This is a genomic window from Terriglobia bacterium, assembly GCA_020073085.1.
GTDB lineage: Bacteria > Acidobacteriota > Terriglobia > JAIQFV01 > JAIQFV01 > JAIQFV01.
On record JAIQFV010000048.1, the window covers coordinates 1 to 17118 of the forward strand.

Genomic DNA, 17118 nt, shown 5'->3' on the forward strand with positions numbered 1-17118 from the left:
GTTGATATACTTCTTGCTAGGGGTCGTTTGTTTGGTCATTGTCCGCTCCTTTGAAAAAGTGATCTGTCTTTCCGAGGAGCTTACCAAAAAACGACCCGCTCATTCGAGTCGTCACGGTCCTTCATAGGATCTGACCCCGAATGCCATGAGGAAGGCCCCTCTGGGGCATTTCCCCATCGCACTCTGGCGTTCAATGTTTCTAATGCTTCCGTGCACGTGATGTCTCATTTGACAATGCTGATTTCCACTTGAAATCCCGTCAGGCCAGGTCTACACTTTTCCTCGGCCAGGCGATCCCCCACTCGTCTCCACAACGTGATCGTGCTGATTGACTGGCCGACGGAGGCTTTCCCTCGGTTTTTCTCCTATCCTAAATGGAAGTGTGCTTGTGCGCTGGGATCAGACTGCGAAGGTTCCAGTGTAAGCTTGCCCACTTCGGGAGGAGATCTCGCACGGAACTTTCCGGAAAATGAGCCTGACAAATAGAAGAGAAAATAGAAAATCATTCCGGAACGGCCCCCGACAGAGGGTCGAGAAAATCGAGAAAAGCGCATGAACTCATCTTGTGAAAGCCTTCCTACCCCGGGTTCATGTGAAAGAGGGAACGGAATCTCCCCAACTCAAGTTCACAGAACAAGAAAGTGACCGTTATGAAGCCCATCAAAATGGCAAACTCACCTTCGAGTGCACGTGTTGATCTGCCCCTGGCCCTTTCGATTGCTCTATTCCTTTTTCTCTTCCTTGCCCCCACGAGATCAGTAGTGGCAGATCAAACCCCAACCCTCAACTTTGCGGCCGCACGGACCTATCGTGTCGGGGGCCTTCCAAAATCGATCGTGATTGGTGATTTCAATAACGACGGGATCAAGGACCTGGCTGTAGCAAACAAGGGGACGAATAATCCATTCTATCTTTCTTGAACATTCAGGGAGGAATTATGACAAACCGCGAAGCAGGTCTGTTGGGAGGTAAACTCCTGGGCTTATATACATTCATCATTGCTCTCTCCGCCCTCCAGGCCCCGATCTCGTACTTGTATCTCGGAAAAATCAACAATCAAAGCACTCCAACAGTTTTGCTGGCATTCATCTTCGCCTTTGTTCCCTCCATTCTGCTTTTTCTTTTTGGCTACTATTTGTACTTTAACGCGGGCGCCCTGGGAACCTGGGAGGATCCCGAAAAACAAGTTTCCGGGAGCAGCGCGGGCATGACGCCACAGGTTGTCCAGCGAATCGCTTTCTCGGTGGTTGGCCTCCTTATTCTTGATGGGGCTATTGCCCATTGGGGAATGGTCGTGCCCAACCTCTTTTTCCCTTTCCAGCGTCACGATGCATACTTCTGGGTTCACCTTGCAGAAGCTTTGATTCAGACCGCCCTTGGCCTGTGGTTGTTCTTCGGTACTGAGAATTTTCAACGGATAACCTCCCTCGGTTCCAGGTTCATTGAATCTCTTCGCGGGAAGTCGCCGGGGGACAACTGAGAGTGGAACAGAGGTGACCAGCGAATGTCCATGCCTGATCCGAACGGATTGGATTTCCGCTTTTCGACTTTGAACTTTGAACCTTGAACTTTGAACTGCTCTTCCCTCGACCCGAAAGCCCCAAGACGCGTTTTCCGTTGTTAACCAAAGGGGGTGGCGAGACGTTATATGGGTGAGCAAAGGGGAATTGACCTTCATGGGAAGACAGGTCGAAGACGCACCGGATGAATCGTGCGTCACGGTCAGATCGCCTTTGCGAAACCCAAGGTAACCCGGAGGATGTTATGCGCTCAGAAGACCTCGCGCCCGTGATCATGTCTCTCATCTTCTTTCCTGTCGCAGGGTATATTGTGAAGATAGCGTTGCAGTACAAGGAGAAGATGAGGGTGATCAAGGCCCGCGCCGATGTACACACTCATCTCGTCGAACGGTTCGGCTCCGCTCCGGAGTTCGTCCAGTTCCTACAGACCGACGGTGGCCGGCAGTTGCTGGAAAACATCACCACCGAACAATCGCCGGCCGCTCAAGGGATTCTCGGTTCAATCGAAAGGGGTTGTCTCTTGACCCTGCTGGGCCTGGGCCTTCTTCTCATGGGATATTTCGTCATTAGTGAAGCCGCCCGCCGCGATGCGGTGACATCAGTCTATCTTTTCGGCGGGGTGAGCCTCTCCTTGGGCATCGGCTACCTCATTTCAGCAGGGATTTCCTACCGTTTGTCCAGGGCCTGGGGGCTCCTCGCTGGGACAGGCCTGGGGAAGCCATAGAGTTCGATCATCAGCACAATAGAATTGTCTCACGCGGGATTTCAGGCGATGATTGTAGAAGAGGTTTCTTTGGAAAACCTGCCATTAAGTGGCGCCCGGGCTTCGACGCAGCAGGAGCCGAATCTCACGATGATGGATGAATCGAGCTTCCAGCAATTCTACGCGGACACGGCCCGGTCTCTGCGGCGCTATGTTCATCGCGTCAGCGGCAGCGCCGCCCTGGCGGATGATATCCTTCAAGAAAGCTACTTTCGCTACCTCCGCACTCCCCTGCCGGCCATGGGGGAAGGTCAACGGCGCGCCTACCTCTTCAAGATTGCCACCCGGCTGGTTCAAGATCACTGGAGGCACTCCAAGCGCGAGGCGCATTGGTCCGCGGAAGAGCCGGCGCCCGAGAATGCAGGTGAGGATCCGAACCAGGGCCAGAGTACGCGGTGGGAAATGCAGAGGGCCTTCAAATCGCTGAAACCCCAGGAACGATCCCTTCTCTGGCTCGCTTATGTCGAAGGGGCGGAGCATCGGGAAATCGCGGAGACCCTCGGCCTCAAGGAAAAGAGCGTTCGTGTCCTCCTGTTTCGCGTCCGTAAGAAAGTGGCCGCACTATTGGGCCGGCACAAAACGATTTGAGAGAGATCACCATGAAACAGACCACATGTGAGTTTGAGGAAAAGGTACTGCAAGCTTTAAGGACGGATCACTGGGATCCGGCCGTCGAAGGCCATGTGCATCAGTGTGAGGTCTGTTCCAATCTCCTGGAGGTGGCCTCGGGGATGCGCCAGTTAGCGGAACTCCCCCTCGTCGACTCGCGGCTTCCGGATCCCCGGCTGATTTGGTTCAAGGCACAATTGCTCGAGCGACAAACCGTCCAGGAGCAGGTGGTCCGTCCAATCAGGGTTTTTCGAACCGCTTCTTACTTCGTCCTGCTCCTCCTCGTGCTTCAACTTCTTTCGAGCCACTGGCCCCAGGTCAAAGGGTGGCTCAGCGCCTTTGGACCGCGATGGGATAGAACCGTGATGGCCCTCAATCTGACCCCTTTCTTTATGGGATTTCTGCTGGTGAGTGTGGGCCTGGTATGCCTCAGCGTGATCTTCACCTTTGTTGCGGTCTTGTCGGAAGAATGAAACCCGTCTTGCTCCGCAAGCGGTTCGGGCTCCCTCTTCCCAGCCCCGCCAGTACCCACGACACCCAAGAACCTTGGTTTCCGTCTTTCGACTTTGAACTTTGAACTCCCTTTCTCTATCCTCTATTCCCTCTTGCCTATTACCTAACGAATGTCGGTCCCTGACCCGAATGGCCTGCAGAGAAGCTGGGATTTTTGGCTCTATGAGTTTGAACTTTGAACTTGGAACTTTGAACTTTGAACCTTGAACTCCCGGCCCCCGTGACGGCTTGAACTTTGAACTGCTTTTTCCTGTCCCCCAAAACCTATACCCTAATACCTCAGCCCCCCCTCTGGGTCTCAGCGGTAATTATATGACTCCGCATAGCGGCCAAAGATTGCTAATCCGAAGCCGGACTTATGTCGATGAGAATAGAGTGCCGCGAATCCTCAGCGGCGTCGTGGTTTTAAGTGAGGAGTGAGGGCCGTCCCCCCTTTGAACACCCACGCCGTGCCCCTGTAAAGAGCATATTTGGAAATATTCTGTAAGTATTGAAGAGGAGTATGTCGACGGCCCGCGGCGGGACTTGCGGCTGAGTTGTGACCCTGTCTTTAAGATGGTTCGGTCATTGAGAAGCCGGCAGGTGCGCTTTTTTCACCGACATAGTGGGTTGTGTGAGTTCCGTAGAATGGAGTTATTGATATGCGCATGCGTTTCCTGGTTGTGACCGCTCTAATTGCCTACTTAGGCGCCGCTTCCGCAATCCTCAGCAACGCCCAGTCTTCACTGCCCAACAAACCAGTGAGTGCATCGGACGATTTGCAGGAAGCCGTCGTCATGGAGCATTACGCCACTCACGCTAGTTGGGATGCCGACGGCACCGGTACGCGCGAGATCACGGCCGTCATCCGGGTCCAGGCGGACGCGGGTGTGCAGGAGCTGGCGGTGCTCACCTTTTCGTATCGCAGTGCGAACGAGAGTCTCGATATCGATTACGTGCGTGTGCGCAAGCCGGATGGGACCATCATCGTTACGCCGGCTTATAACATTCAAGATATGCCTGGGAGCGTCACGCGCATCGCCCCGATGTACAGCGACGTCCACGAGAAACACATCACCGTGAAAGCGCTGGGCATCGGCGACGTTTTGGAATATGCGGTCCGATATCACATTTTAAAGTCGGATGTTCCAGGGCAGTTCTGGTTCGAGCACTCATTCCAAAAGGACATGATCGTGAAGGACGAGGAGCTCGAGCTCAGTTTTCCCCGGGACAAATACGTGAACATCAGCAGCCCCGATACAGAACCCAGCGTTCAGGAGGAGGGCAGCCGCCGCGTTTACAGGTGGCGTGCCGCAAATCTCAAACGCGTAGAGGCCCCCCTTGGATCACAGTCCAAACGGGATGCCCCACCCCCGTCCGTTCAAGTCAGCACATTCCATACTTGGGACGAGGTCGGCAACTGGTACGGGCGGGCGCAGGCGGCTCAAGTCGTTGCAACGCCATCCATCCAGGCCAAGGCGGCCGAACTCATGAAGGGGCTGACGTCCGACGACCAGAAGATCCGCGCGCTTTACAATTTTGTCGCGACTCGCCTCCATTATGTTTCTTTATCGTTCGGCACCGGCCGATATGAGCCTCACCCCGCCGATCAGGTACTCGACAATGGATACGGAGACTGTAAGGACAAGCACACCTTGCTGGCCGCACTGCTGAAAGCTGCTGGGTACGACGCATGGCCGGCCTTGATCAACACAACGCGTCAAATCACATCCAAGGTGCCCTCGCCCGGACAGTTTGACCATGTTGTCACCGTCATACCGCGCGGCGACTCGCTGGTCTGGCTCGACACAACGCCGGAAGTGGCCCCCGTCGGATTATTGCTGGCGAATCTCCGCGACAAGCAGGCGCTGGTGATGCCGACGGACAAACCCGCCAAACTCATGAAAACGCCGCCAGAGCCCCCCTTCCCGAGCACGCAAACCTTTGTCGCTGGAGGCAAGCTCAGCCCCGACGGCACGTTCACAGGACACATCGAATGGGCGGCGCGCGGCGATGCCGAGGTGCTGTTCCGGATTGGGTTCCGCGCCACATCGCCGGCCCACTGGAAGAATCTGGTGCACTTGATGTCCCTGAGCGTCGGTTTCTCCGGGGAGGTGGCGGCAGTAACCGCGTCTGCGCCCGAAGACACCGAAAAGCCGTTCCAGTTCTCCTACGACTACACGCGGAAGGGATACGGGGACTGGCCTAACCGGCGGATCACATTACCGTTGCCGACGTTTGGGGTCGAAGGAGGAGACGACGAGAAAGCGAAACCCACGGAACCTGTCTTCCTCGGCGCTCAAGGGGATATTGTCTATCGCTCCACCGTTGAGCTGCCGGCGGGTTACACCGTAACACCTCCGGATAAGCTGGACCTGATCACTGACTATGCCGAGTATCATGCGCAGTATGGGTTCGAGAAAAACATCCTGACGGCAGTGCGGCGGTTTGTCATCAAGAAGTCAGAAGTGCCGCTGTCGGAATGGGACAACTACCGTAAGTTCTGCAAGGCCCTCGCGGATGACAGGGGGCACTGGATCGACTTGATCGGCCTCGATGCAAGTGCGAAACCGGCCGAGGCCGGATTGAATTCGGAGGATGTGGATGCCCTGACCAGATCCGCCTCTACGGCAATCGAAAAGCACAACTACAGCCTCGCAGCGGATCTCTTGAACAAGGCGTTGAAACTCGATCCGGGAAACAAGTGGGCGTGGAATAGCCAGGGCGTCGTATACATGGGCATGCGGCGGTTTGACGACGCAGCCGCTGCATTCCGAAAGCTGATCGAGCTAAGCCCTAACGATCTGCATGCATACAACAATCTTGGTCGAGTGCTGATGATCCAAGGCCAACTCGACGAAGCCCAGCAAGCCTTTCAGAAGCAGATATTAATCAATCCGCGGGAATATTGGTCACATGAGAACCTGGGCAGATTACTGCTCAGCCAAAAGAAATGCGAGGAGGCACGACAAGAATTCGAAGCTGCAGTCGCCATTTCAGACAAAGAGCCGGCCGCGCATGCCGGACTTGGAGAGGCCTATCTCAAACTTGGACAAGTCGACAAAGCCATGGCGGCGTTCGATACGGCCGTGCAGATCGCCCCCTCGCCATCATTGTTCAACCAAGTCGCGTACCTCCTTGCGGAAAAGGGCGAACACCTTGACAAGGCGCGGCAATTCGCGGAGTCAGCCATTTCTTCCCTCGACGCCCAACTGCGCGACATTCAGTTGAAGAACCTCCAAGTACAACACCTTAATCTCGTGAACCTGCTTGGAATAACATGGGACACGCTGGGGTGGGTGTATTTCCAGCAAGGAAACGTTCAGCTCGCGGAGAGGTACCTGGCCGCAGCCTGGAGCCTGACGCAGCACGCCGTTGTGGCCGATCACCTGGGCCAGCTTCACGAAAATCAGGGAGAGAAGAAGATCGCGGCACGGTTTTACGCTCAAGGGGTGGCTGCTTCACATCCTCCGGCGGAGACCCTCCGACGTCTCATTGCCGTCGCGGACGGCGAGAAGGAAGCCGACGTCATGGTTACCCAAGCGCGCGATGAGATTTCGAGGCTGCGCACGACGACGGTTCAGATCGCTAAGCCCCTGGCCCACCAGGCGACGGCGGAGTTCTTCATCAGTTTCCTCCCCGGCCCGCAGGTGGATGACGTCAAGTTCATTTCCGGCGATGAGCAACTTCTCACGGCCGTTCCGGCGATTGCAGCCGCGAAATACGATATCGTTTTCCCCAGCCCCGAGGCTACGAAAATTGTGCGAAGGGGAGTCTTGGCGTGCCCGGAGAAAGGCAGTCCGTGTGAGTTTGTCCTCCTGCTCCCCGACACAGTCCACTCTGTGAATTAGACACCCCCTCTTGCTTTCCTTAAGAACCAACAGACCCGGGTTGCGTTAGGGATGCCTCGGCATGGCGCACACACGCGCTCAGGGTCCCGACTTTGAACTTTGAACTTTGAACTGTTTTTCCGGTCCCCCAAGAATGTCGGTCCCTGACCCGCATGGCTTGCGAGGTCGTTGGATTGGCGAGTTCAGCTAGTACTCGAATTTCTTCCCATCCCGTGCATCTCGGTATGCATTCTCGACCATGCGACTGACATACCTTCGAAACTTTGCGTTCAAATCTTTGTCATCGCCGGTAAACCTCAGCCGCAGAGACTCCACGTCCACCTGCTTCTGCACCTCCTCCACCGTGACCATGCCCTGTTGTACCGCCTGACCCACTTGCCTGACCAGAGTCTCAAATAGTTCTGCTTCCAGGTTCAAGAAATTCTTGTCGTGCCACGCCGGTCCGTGACCGGGAATGATCACATCGGCATCGAACTGGGCGAGCGTCCTCAGACTCTTGGCGTGCTGGCTGAGCGGGGGAGTGAAGTAGGGCACGGGATAGGAAAGCAAGTCTCCGGTGACCAGTATTTTTTCTTTAGGAAGATAAAGGACGGTCGTGCCCCGCGCGTCCCCCACCATGCTCATAAAACGGAACTCGCGACCGCCATGGTGAAGTGTGAGCTGGTCGTTGTACGTAAATGTCGGGTAGGTGCGTTGCACCTTCAATGCTTCTGCGACGTACTCCCGCTCCAAGCGCAAATCGTCTTCATCTTTGCGACGTTGGTCGGCGGTCAGCACTGTTCCGTCCGACTGCTTGCCGCTGCTGACCTCCTTGTCAAAATCGGCCTGGTCCTTACGGAGTCCTTCCGTGTACAGGTGCGGCCATGCCTTTGCGATGTTCAGCATAAACTGTCGGGTTTCCTCGGTCGCGATGATTTCAAGATTGGGAAACTCCTGGCAATAGACCTCGTTGCCGGACCAGTGATCCGGGTGCCAGTGCGAATTTACCAGGTAACGCACCGGCTTATTTGTGATCTTGCGAATCTCGGCAAGGACTTGGCGCGCCGTTGACGGCCGGCTGAAGGTGTCGAAAACGAGAACGTCATTTTCGTTCACGATCACGACGGAATTGCCGTTGGGCACGTATCCGTCGGGCGCTGTAATGAACTGGTAGATGCCGTCAGCGATTTGAACCTTCTGAACTGCAACCCCCGTCTGTGCGAAGCCGGGGGAAACCCATCCGGGTGTAATGCACATCACCAAACAGGGTATCAAGCAAAACGTTAGCAACTGTTTCATGTGGTCGCCTCCCGATTTACATTTTTAACATAGGATGATGGGATCACATCGTTGTGGGCCGTTGCCCAAGAACACATTCTTGGTTCGAGGAATCATTCGGGTTCAGCGATCTGCGGCGACATCGATGATCTCAAGCGGCTGCCGCTTGCAATAACGCTTCGATCTTCGCGTCCAAATTCTCGGCCACCTTCTGGGCCTCCACACTTCCATAAGGAGCAAGCAGGCTCGTCATCGGGTTGTCCTTTCACCGCCTTCGCAGGCGCTTGTCCAATTCGGATACGATCCACGAATCTTGGTTGATTTCTAAAAATCCCCAGTGTCAGACCGGCAACAGCCCAGGGCAGACGGGGACAAACACCTATCCTCTTGGAAGCTCGAAGACTGCTTTGAATGAGGTGTCTGCCCCTTTTTCCGGGGTGGAGTCCCCATGGCCAGGCCATTAGGCATTCTTTGCGAAGGGAAATGGTATCACAATCCCTCGAGGACTGGGTGGCGCATACATCGCGTCTTTTGCGATGTGTGCGGTGGAGAGTCGATTTGCTCTTGCTCCTCGTGACGGGGTCTCTCTCAGAGAAGGCCGCACACATGCCAACAGTGCATGTGTGCGCCTTCCCGCCGTGTCATATCAAAGCTGGATTTCCGTTTTCCAACATTGACCTTTGAACAGCTCTTCCCTATTCCCTACCCCCTATCACCTACCACCTATCACCTAAGCCTCCGCGCCCCCCCCCGCCTTTGCGGTGAATCCTTAAATGTCGACCGTCGCTGCCTGACCCGAATCGCTTCCAATTCCACGAAACTTTTTTCTTGCCCCCTTCGTTAATGGAGGTGTAACGGTTGGCTGCCGGCGGCGGGCGGAGACCTGCCGGGCGGTCAGCTCCGGCCCGGAAAACCCAATTGGGGAGGCAAAATGGGATCCCTCATTCAAGACATTCGCTACGGAGCGCGAACCCTGGCCAAGTCACCCGGATTCATCATTATCGCAATCCTCACCCTGGCGCTGGGGATTGGGGCAAACAGCGCGCTGTTCTCCGTCGTGAATGGAGTGCTGCTGCATCCGCTGCCCTACCCCGACCCGGACAAGCTCGTCGCGGTGTTCGCCTCCACCCGCGAATTCCAGCACAGCTCGGTCACCTACTTGAATTACCTGGACTGGGAGAAGTACAACCAGTCGTTCGAGCACCTGGGGATTTTCCGCAATGAGGACGAATTCCTGATTGGAGCGGGGGAGGGGGAGCGTGTCCGGGCCTATCAGGTCTCATCGGGCTTCTTCCCCGCCGTCGGAATACAGCCAAGACTGGGGCGGCTGTTGCGCCCGGAGGAAGACCGGATCGGCGGGGCGCCCGTGACGATGATCAGCGAAGGGCTGTGGAAGCGAAAATTCAGCGCCTCGCCTGACATCATCGGAAAGTCCATCACGCTGACGGGGAAATCCTATGAAGTCGTGGGTGTCATTCCCGCCAGCTTTAACCTGTATGGGCGGGCGCGGGATGTCTACATTCCGATCGGACAATGGGCCGACCCGACGTTTCGCGATCGCCGTGTCAGCATGGGCTCTCAGGTCATCGGGCGGGTGAAACCCGGGGTGACTCTGGCCCAGGCGCGGGCGGATATGGACCGCATCGGCCGGAATTTGGCGGCCACCTATCCCGACTCCAACAAGGGCATGGGCATTGCGCTGCTGCCTTTGAAAGAGAACATGGTCGGGGACATCCGGCCGTTCCTCTTCCTGCTGCTGGGGGCCGTGGGGTTTGTGTTGCTGATCGCGTGCGCGAACGTGGCGAACCTGCTGCTGGCACGGGCCACGGGCCGGACGAAAGAATTTGCCATTCGCGCGGCCCTGGGGGCCAATCGAGGCCGCGTCATCCGTCAACTGTTGACAGAGAGCGTTCTCCTGGCGATGGGCGGGGGCGCCCTGGGGCTCACCCTGGCGTACTGGGGGACGAAGGCCATCCTGGGCACGCTGCCGCAAGCGCTGCCGCGCGCGAGCGAAGTGAAGCTCGACTGGCATGTGCTGCTCTTCACGCTGGGGGTTTCGGTCGCGGTCGGTATGATTTTCGGGCTGATGCCGGCGCTGCGGATGTCCCGTGCCGGGCTGGCGGAAGTCCTCAAGGAAGGCGGGCGCGGCATGAGCGGGGCGCGGCACCGTGCTCAACGCGTGTTCGTTGCAGTGGAGATGGCGATGGCGCTGGTGCTGCTGGCGGGAGCCGGGTTGATGGTGCGCAGCCTCACGGCCCTGTGGAAGGTTGACCCCGGATTCAATCCGCACAACGTGATGACGTTTGATATGACGATGCCGCGCGGCATTGCGGACAATCCGCTGGCCCAACGAACGCTGCTGCGCAACCTCCACGACACCCTGGTCGCCGTGCCCGGCGTGCAATTTGCTTCCCTGCAGGGAGGCTCGCTGCCCATGAATGGGGACTCCGAATTGCCCTTCTGGCTCGAGGGTCAGCCCAAGCCAGCCACCCAGGACGAGATGTCCATCGCGCTGTTTTATCTGGTGGAACCGGAGTACCTGAAGGCGATGGGAACTCCCCTGAAGCGCGGCCGGTTCCTGGCGGAACAAGACAACGAGCATTCGCCGCCGGTGGTGGTGATTGACGAAATATTCGCGCGGAAATATTTCCCCAACGAGGACCCCATCGGAAAGCGCCTGAATCTCGCCATCGTGGACATGCAGCCGATGATTGTGGGCGTCGCCGGCCACGTCAAGCACTGGGGATTGGATTCCGACGCGACCGCCAAGATTCAGGCGCAAATCTATATTCCATTCATGCAACTTCCGGATCGGCTCATGCCGTTGCTGTCGAACGGCGTGGGGCTGGTCGCTCGCACCCGGGGCCCCCAGGGCGAACTGGCGGAGACGATCCGGCGCACCCTGGCGCGAATGAACAGCGATCAGGTGGTGTACGGCGTCCAGTCCATGGACGAGATCGTGGCCGATTCCTTCTCCGATCGAAGATTCTCCATGATCCTGCTCGGGGTCTTTGCGGGGCTGGCCCTGATTCTCTCAAGTATCGGAATCTATGGGGTCGTGTCCTATCTGGCGGAGCAGCGGACCCATGAGATCGGAATCCGCCTGGCGCTGGGCGCCCAGCGGGGCGATGTGCTCCGGCTGGTGCTCGGCCAGGGGGCCGGGATGGCCCTGGTGGGAGTGGGCATTGGACTGGGCGCGACCTTGGGCCTCACGCGGCTGATGTCCAAAATGCTCTTCAGCGTGAGCGCGACCGATCCCCTGACCCTGGGGGGCGTTTCGGTGATGTTGACCGCCGTGGCGCTCGTGGCGTGCTATATCCCCGCACACCGCGCCATGCGCACCGATCCCGTGATCGCCCTGCGGTACGAGTAGATGAACTGCGGGTTAATTCTATTTGATTTTCATTTCCAGATCGCACGATCCTCGTTGTATTCTCCCTATTCCCTATTACCTATTCTCTATTCCCTATTACCTAACACCTGTCACCTAAACCCTCCGCGCCTCAGCGGTGAATCATGAAATGCTGATATACTGGCACAGATTTCGTCGCCAGGCTCGCCGGATTGTCGAAAACGAGCAAGTAAGACCTCATAGATGGACAGAGGTATTTCGATGAACACGAAAAAACAGCGTTGGGTAGTTTCTATCATCTTTGCGACCCTGGCTGCCTGCTTGATGACGGCTTTTGGTCAACAACCAGGCTTTCCAAGCAAGGATGGTCAAGGCTCCAGGCCTCAAAGCAGTATTGCGGGTCAATATGATGTCAGAGCCTTTGGAGCCAAAGGCGATGGCAAGACCGTCGACACCCCGGCCATCAACCGGGCCATTGAAGTGGCAGCGGCCGAGGGGGGCGGCACCGTACATTTCCCCGCCGGCACTTACCTTTGCTTCTCGATTCACTTGAAAAGCCATATCACGCTATACCTCGATCAAGGCGCTACGATTGTGGCTGCCGATCCATCGGAAGTCAAAGGTGGGTACGATCTGCCTGAACCTAACCCGTGGGACAAGTACCAGGACTTCGGTCACAGCCACTGGCACAACAGCCTGATTTGGGGCGAGGGGCTTGAGGACGTTTCGATTCTGGGGCCGGGGATGATCTGGGGCAAAGGATTGGTGCGGAACGGCGAGGAGTCGCGCACGCGCGCGCAGAACGACGCGCTCCGTGATGTTCCGACCGACCCGACCGCGGCCCCCTTCGGCTATCCCAATCTGCGCGACGCGGTGGAACCCGGCTGGGGGAACAAGGCGATCAGCCTCAAGCTCTGCCGCAACGTCGTGATCCGCGATGTCACGATCTCGCATGGCGGGCACTTTGCCATCCTGGCGACGGGCGTTGATAACCTCACTTTAGATAACTTGAAGATAGATACGAACCGCGACGGGATTGATATTGATGCTTGTCGCAACGTGCGGGTCTCGAATTGCAGTGTCAACTCGCCCTTCGATGACGCGATCTGCCCGAAAAGCTCGTATGCGCTCGGCTTTGCGCGGGCGACGGAAAACGTGACCATCACGAATTGTCAGGTCAGCGGCTACGACGAAGGCACGTTTCTCGATGGCACTTACAAGCGCGAGTACCACCGATATGATCGAAACAGCTCGACGGGACGTATCAAATTCGGGACCGAATCGAACGGCGGCTTCAAGAATATTACGATCTCCAACAGCGTCTTCGATTACTGTCGCGGCCTGGCGCTGGAATCGGTCGACGGCGGGTTACTCGAAGATGTGACCATCAATAACATCACGATGCGCGACATCACGAATGCCCCGATCTTTCTCCGGCTCGGCAGCCGTCTCCGGGGGCCGAAAGAAGCGACGAGGGTGGGCCGAATCCGGCGCGTGATCATCAGCAATGTGGTCGTTTACAATGCGAATCCCCGGTACGGCTCGATCATCAGCGGTATTCCCGGCTATGACATTGAAGATTTAAAGCTGAGCAATATCCGCATCGACTACCAGGGCGGCGGCACCCGGGAGCAAGCGGCACTTGAGCCGCCCGAGAAGGAGAATGACTATCCCGAGCCAACGATGTTCGGAGAGATCCCGGCCTATGGCTTCTTCATCCGCCATGTGAAGAGGGTCGAGATGAACCATGTCGAGGTCGGCTTCATGAAAGATGACCTGCGGCCCGCCTTCGTTCTGACCGATGTGAAAGACGCGGAGTTCAATCACGTCAAAGCACAAGCCGTGGTCGCGGTGCCGGTCTTCGCGCTCAAGAATGTGGAGAACTTCAGTACTCACCAGTGCCGGCCGGTGCCTGACATACGGCTTGAGCGCGTAAAGCAAGAGAATTTGTTTATGAAGTCAGAACGGCCGGAAGCTCGCTGAAAAAGAATGTCAGTACCTAACCCGAATGGCCTGCAGAGAAGCTGGGACTATTGGCTCTATGACTTTGAACTCCTGGCCGACGTGGCGGGTTGGACCTGGATTCCCGCTATTCGACTTTGGACCTTGGACTTTCAACTTGTTTCCCTCTTCCCTATCACCTAAAACCTATCACCTATTCCCTATCCCCTATCACCAAAGCCCTCCGCGCTCCCTGGGGTAAATACAGTGTGATTCTCCAAGAAACGCCGCCGATCCTCATCAATCCAAAGGATGGCTCCTCGCTTGGTTTCTAATTGTGAAATTGTCATAGCCTGACCCCAAAATTCCGCTCCAATATTTACTCTGCCGCCACATGAGTGCCTGAGGAACCGACATCGCTGTCCCATTCTGGACAGACAGAAAATATTCCTGAGGTGTAGTGTATTTTGACTGGTTGTTACGATCGCAACGTTTCTCGCTCATTGTCACGGCTAGGAGGATCAATATGCCCACTGAAAAGGAAATGACTGATAAAGACATCAGCCTAAAAATCACTATTCTCCAACAGGACGGCACCCCTTACCCGGGGACGGTCGACATCGAATTCCAGCACCAGACCCTCGCCGATCGCTATGAACTGCATTCAGCAGACGGCTCCAAAGCCATCAACGTCGCCGGACTACACCGCGCTCCGCAAGGACTGTACAAGGTCACCGTTACTTCCACAGCCTTCTTTGCGCCGACCAGCCAATTCGTTACCGTTCCGGCGTCCGGTTTTGCCACCGTGACATTCAAACTCGAGCATGGCGAGGATATTGTAATGGAACCACCGCATCTCAAAGAGCGCGCCAACTTCCGCTCGCTCATCCTTACCAACCCGAATTACTTCGGCAACATTGCCAAGAGCCCCTACAAGCCGGTGATAAACATCTCCGGCAATACCTTCTATGAAGAGATTGGTTGCGTAGGCTTCGAACCGCAACTCAGCCTTCTGGAAGCCGTCGTCTACATAAAGCAGATCACCGGGTATGCCGGCGGAGTCTGCTCCAATGGCTCGAAGGAGTACGTTCGTTTCTATCTCTCGTTTGATGACGGCGCCACTTGGCAGGATCAGGGAGAGGTCGACTTCACCGTCTACGACGTGCCCGCCGAGCCGCGGCGCAAACAGCGATTGGAATACGCCTGCACCCTGAAGATCAATCCGCCCAAGAAACCCTGCAAACAGCGAAACATCCTCCGCGCACGTGCTATCCTTTCTTGGAATGTTCCGAATCCGCCGGCCACGCCCAACCACACCCCCGTTTGGGGCAACGCACACGACACCTACATCCAGGTCGCGAAGCTGCAGTCCTACCGGGTTAAGGACGTTTTCGAAGTCGCCGAGTTGAAGATCCCCCCGATGGTCATGGAACTCATCGACGTGGAAACACCTGTGATCCCGCTTCCACCGCCGAAGCTGTCCGCCCTTGATCTGCAGGCTCTGTACAAAGAAAAGAAGGTCGAGCCGCACCGTTTTGCCCTCAAAGAAGCAATCGCCTATATGGACCAACCAGGGCTCACGGCCAAGCTGATGGCGCCGGACTATAAACTGCCGTTCCCCACCCTGGATCCTGGGGAAATATTCGGCCCCATCGCCGCGCCGCCATCCGACACGCGATACGAAGAGCTGGTGTGCATCGGACACCATTCGGGCGATCACGGGCTGCTCGCCGGAATCGTGCGTGTGAAGCTGCCCTGTGGCTACTCCGGCGGCCCTTGCACCGACGGCAGCCTGGAGTATGTCACGTTTTGGGCTGACTTCGATAACAGCGGCAACTTCGCCACATGCCTCGGCCAGACTTCGGTCAGGGTGTACGACTTCGAGAACCTCCCCGAGGGTGGACTCGAATACGCCGTGTACCTCCCGGTAAACTTCGACCAATACCGCCAGGAGTGTCATGAAGGTCCGAAGGTCGTCCACATCCGCGCCATCCTGTCGTGGAACGTTTTGCCGCCTTGCGGACAGCCGAACTACCGGCCGGTCTGGGGGAATCGTCTGGAAACGATGATCCTCCTGCAGCCCGGCCTCCCGGTCACTACGCAGGTGCCGCTTCTGAGCCGAGCGGGCGACATGTCCTACATCAACATCAGCGCCGGCGGGCTCGCCACCGGTAACACGCTCGAAACTGGCGCGCTCTATCACGACAGCCCCTTCGGCGGAGTCATCAATATTGCCGGCAAAATCCCGCTGCCCACGTCCGGCATGAAGTACCGGGTGATGAAGAAGTTGAACTCCGATCCGGCCACGGCATGGGCGCCCATCGTGAACGAACCTCAGGGCGTCGGGCTGTACATCAGCACGTGGAATCCGGTCACGGGTTGGCACACCACCTACACCGTGAAACACGCGCTCCCGCCCACTATCGATGGCTATTACGAATACGAGGACTACGCTTCTTACCACTACGTGGAATCGAATCTCATGGGCTACTGGCAGACCACCGCAGCCGATGACGGGAAACTCTTCAATCTCCGCATCGACCTGAACGTGGACGGGAATCCCGATCACGACTTACACAGCAATGTGGTCTCAGTACTCATCGACAACACGGCCCCGGTCGCTCTCCTCAGCATCGATCTTGGCGGTCAGTGCGGGGACTTCACTCCGGGGGCGATTTTCACCGGTAAGTTCACCGCAACGGATATTCACTTCGGGTCCTTCTCGTTCGACATCAAGCCGGACGGCCCACCGGCCTACCCGTCGCACGGTGTGTTGCCGGTTCCGCCCAGCGGGGCGTCTGTCCTCTACGGCGGGGCCATCGGCGACCCCGGCCTCGCGAACGCGACTTGGACTGTGAATACAGGCAGAACCCCGCCTGCCGGGGAACCGCACGTGGGACCTATGGATCCCTGCGGGTACGCGATTATTCTGCACGTCTGGGATCGCACTAACGTGAACAACGGGCGTACCAGCAACTATGCCCAGGCCTCAGTCGGCTTCTGCCTGAGGAAACCATAACGCTTTGAGACCCCGGGGCGGACTATCGGAATAGGTGGCCCGCCTCGGCGATGCCGCTCCTGGACCACACCTCCAATGGCGGTAGGTCTCAACGGGCTGTTGCTCAAGAGCATTTTTTTAACCCGGGGGCCAGGTCTATTTATTTTTCAATTGGCAGCTAATCTATTGGAAAACTTGCGCCAGGGACGGGTCGCTCTCCATGCGTTGTCGAAAGCGACGGACCGCTCCAGAGACGGACACACGACTTTGAACTTTGATCTCCTGGGCGCTGTGGCAGGTTAAACTTTGAACTGATTTTCATTCTGCGTCATCCG

The 17118-nt window shown here is 56.9% G+C and carries 11 protein-coding genes; 10 read left to right on the forward strand and 1 reads right to left on the reverse strand.

The features are described from left to right. Positions 1-650: 650 nt before the first annotated feature. The 6 genes from LAO21_22355 to LAO21_22380 all read left to right on the forward strand — a co-directional run bounded on the left by LAO21_22355 (position 651) and on the right by LAO21_22380 (position 7235). Positions 651-920 (forward strand): VCBS repeat-containing protein, encoded by a 270-nt coding sequence (locus LAO21_22355; GenBank protein ID MBZ5555460.1) that lies wholly within the window; start codon positions 651-653, stop codon positions 918-920. A 17-nt stretch (positions 921-937) separates the two neighbouring features. Then, complete coding sequence (locus LAO21_22360) at positions 938-1480, forward strand: hypothetical protein (protein ID MBZ5555461.1); 543 nt, start codon at positions 938-940, stop codon at positions 1478-1480. 284 nt (positions 1481-1764) lie between these two features. Next, positions 1765-2244, forward strand: a complete 480-nt coding sequence (locus tag LAO21_22365; GenBank protein ID MBZ5555462.1) for a hypothetical protein — start codon at positions 1765-1767, stop codon at positions 2242-2244. A gap of 69 nt (positions 2245-2313) precedes the next feature. Beyond that, entirely contained in the window at positions 2314-2871 is a 558-nt protein-coding gene (locus tag LAO21_22370) for an RNA polymerase sigma factor (GenBank protein MBZ5555463.1), read from the forward strand. Positions 2872-2882: 11 nt separating this feature from the next. After that, the gene (locus tag LAO21_22375; protein MBZ5555464.1) at positions 2883-3365 is read left to right on the forward strand and encodes a hypothetical protein; all 483 of its coding nucleotides are present in this window, start codon (positions 2883-2885) and stop codon (positions 3363-3365) included. A 687-nt stretch (positions 3366-4052) separates the two neighbouring features. Then, a complete protein-coding gene (locus LAO21_22380; protein MBZ5555465.1) occupies positions 4053-7235 on the forward strand; it encodes a DUF3857 domain-containing protein in 3183 nt (1060 codons plus the stop codon). Between the two features lie 186 nt (positions 7236-7421). On the opposite strand, the gene LAO21_22385 is transcribed toward LAO21_22380, so the two are convergent. After that, on the reverse strand, positions 7422-8513 hold the full coding sequence (locus tag LAO21_22385; GenBank protein ID MBZ5555466.1) for an MBL fold metallo-hydrolase: 1092 nt from the start codon (positions 8511-8513) through the stop codon (positions 7422-7424). A gap of 910 nt (positions 8514-9423) precedes the next feature. Here LAO21_22385 and LAO21_22390 point away from each other — a divergent pair. The 4 genes from LAO21_22390 to LAO21_22405 all read left to right on the forward strand — a co-directional run bounded on the left by LAO21_22390 (position 9424) and on the right by LAO21_22405 (position 16804). Then, a complete protein-coding gene (locus LAO21_22390) occupies positions 9424-11865 on the forward strand; it encodes an ABC transporter permease (protein MBZ5555467.1) in 2442 nt (813 codons plus the stop codon). A gap of 303 nt (positions 11866-12168) precedes the next feature. Next, positions 12169-13827, forward strand: coding sequence for a glycoside hydrolase family 28 protein (locus tag LAO21_22395; GenBank protein MBZ5555468.1), 1659 nt, complete (start codon positions 12169-12171; stop codon positions 13825-13827). A 6-nt stretch (positions 13828-13833) separates the two neighbouring features. Beyond that, positions 13834-13989, forward strand: a complete 156-nt coding sequence (locus LAO21_22400) for a hypothetical protein (GenBank protein ID MBZ5555469.1) — start codon at positions 13834-13836, stop codon at positions 13987-13989. Positions 13990-14311: 322 nt separating this feature from the next. Next, on the forward strand, positions 14312-16804 hold the full coding sequence (locus LAO21_22405) for a hypothetical protein (GenBank protein ID MBZ5555470.1): 2493 nt from the start codon (positions 14312-14314) through the stop codon (positions 16802-16804). The last annotated feature ends 314 nt before the right edge of the window (positions 16805-17118 follow it).

Coding starts and splice junctions, on each gene's coding strand:
- LAO21_22355 (MBZ5555460.1), top strand. CDS start 651: ATGAAGCCCATCAAAATGGCAAACTCACCTTCGAGTGCACGTGTTGAT.
- LAO21_22360 (MBZ5555461.1), top strand. CDS start 938: ATGACAAACCGCGAAGCAGGTCTGTTGGGAGGTAAACTCCTGGGCTTA.
- LAO21_22365 (MBZ5555462.1), top strand. CDS start 1,765: ATGCGCTCAGAAGACCTCGCGCCCGTGATCATGTCTCTCATCTTCTTT.
- LAO21_22375 (MBZ5555464.1), top strand. CDS start 2,883: ATGAAACAGACCACATGTGAGTTTGAGGAAAAGGTACTGCAAGCTTTA.
- LAO21_22380 (MBZ5555465.1), top strand. CDS start 4,053: ATGCGTTTCCTGGTTGTGACCGCTCTAATTGCCTACTTAGGCGCCGCT.
- LAO21_22385 (MBZ5555466.1), bottom strand. CDS start 8,513: ATGAAACAGTTGCTAACGTTTTGCTTGATACCCTGTTTGGTGATGTGC.
- LAO21_22390 (MBZ5555467.1), top strand. CDS start 9,424: ATGGGATCCCTCATTCAAGACATTCGCTACGGAGCGCGAACCCTGGCC.
- LAO21_22395 (MBZ5555468.1), top strand. CDS start 12,169: ATGACGGCTTTTGGTCAACAACCAGGCTTTCCAAGCAAGGATGGTCAA.
- LAO21_22400 (MBZ5555469.1), top strand. CDS start 13,834: ATGTCAGTACCTAACCCGAATGGCCTGCAGAGAAGCTGGGACTATTGG.
- LAO21_22405 (MBZ5555470.1), top strand. CDS start 14,312: ATGCCCACTGAAAAGGAAATGACTGATAAAGACATCAGCCTAAAAATC.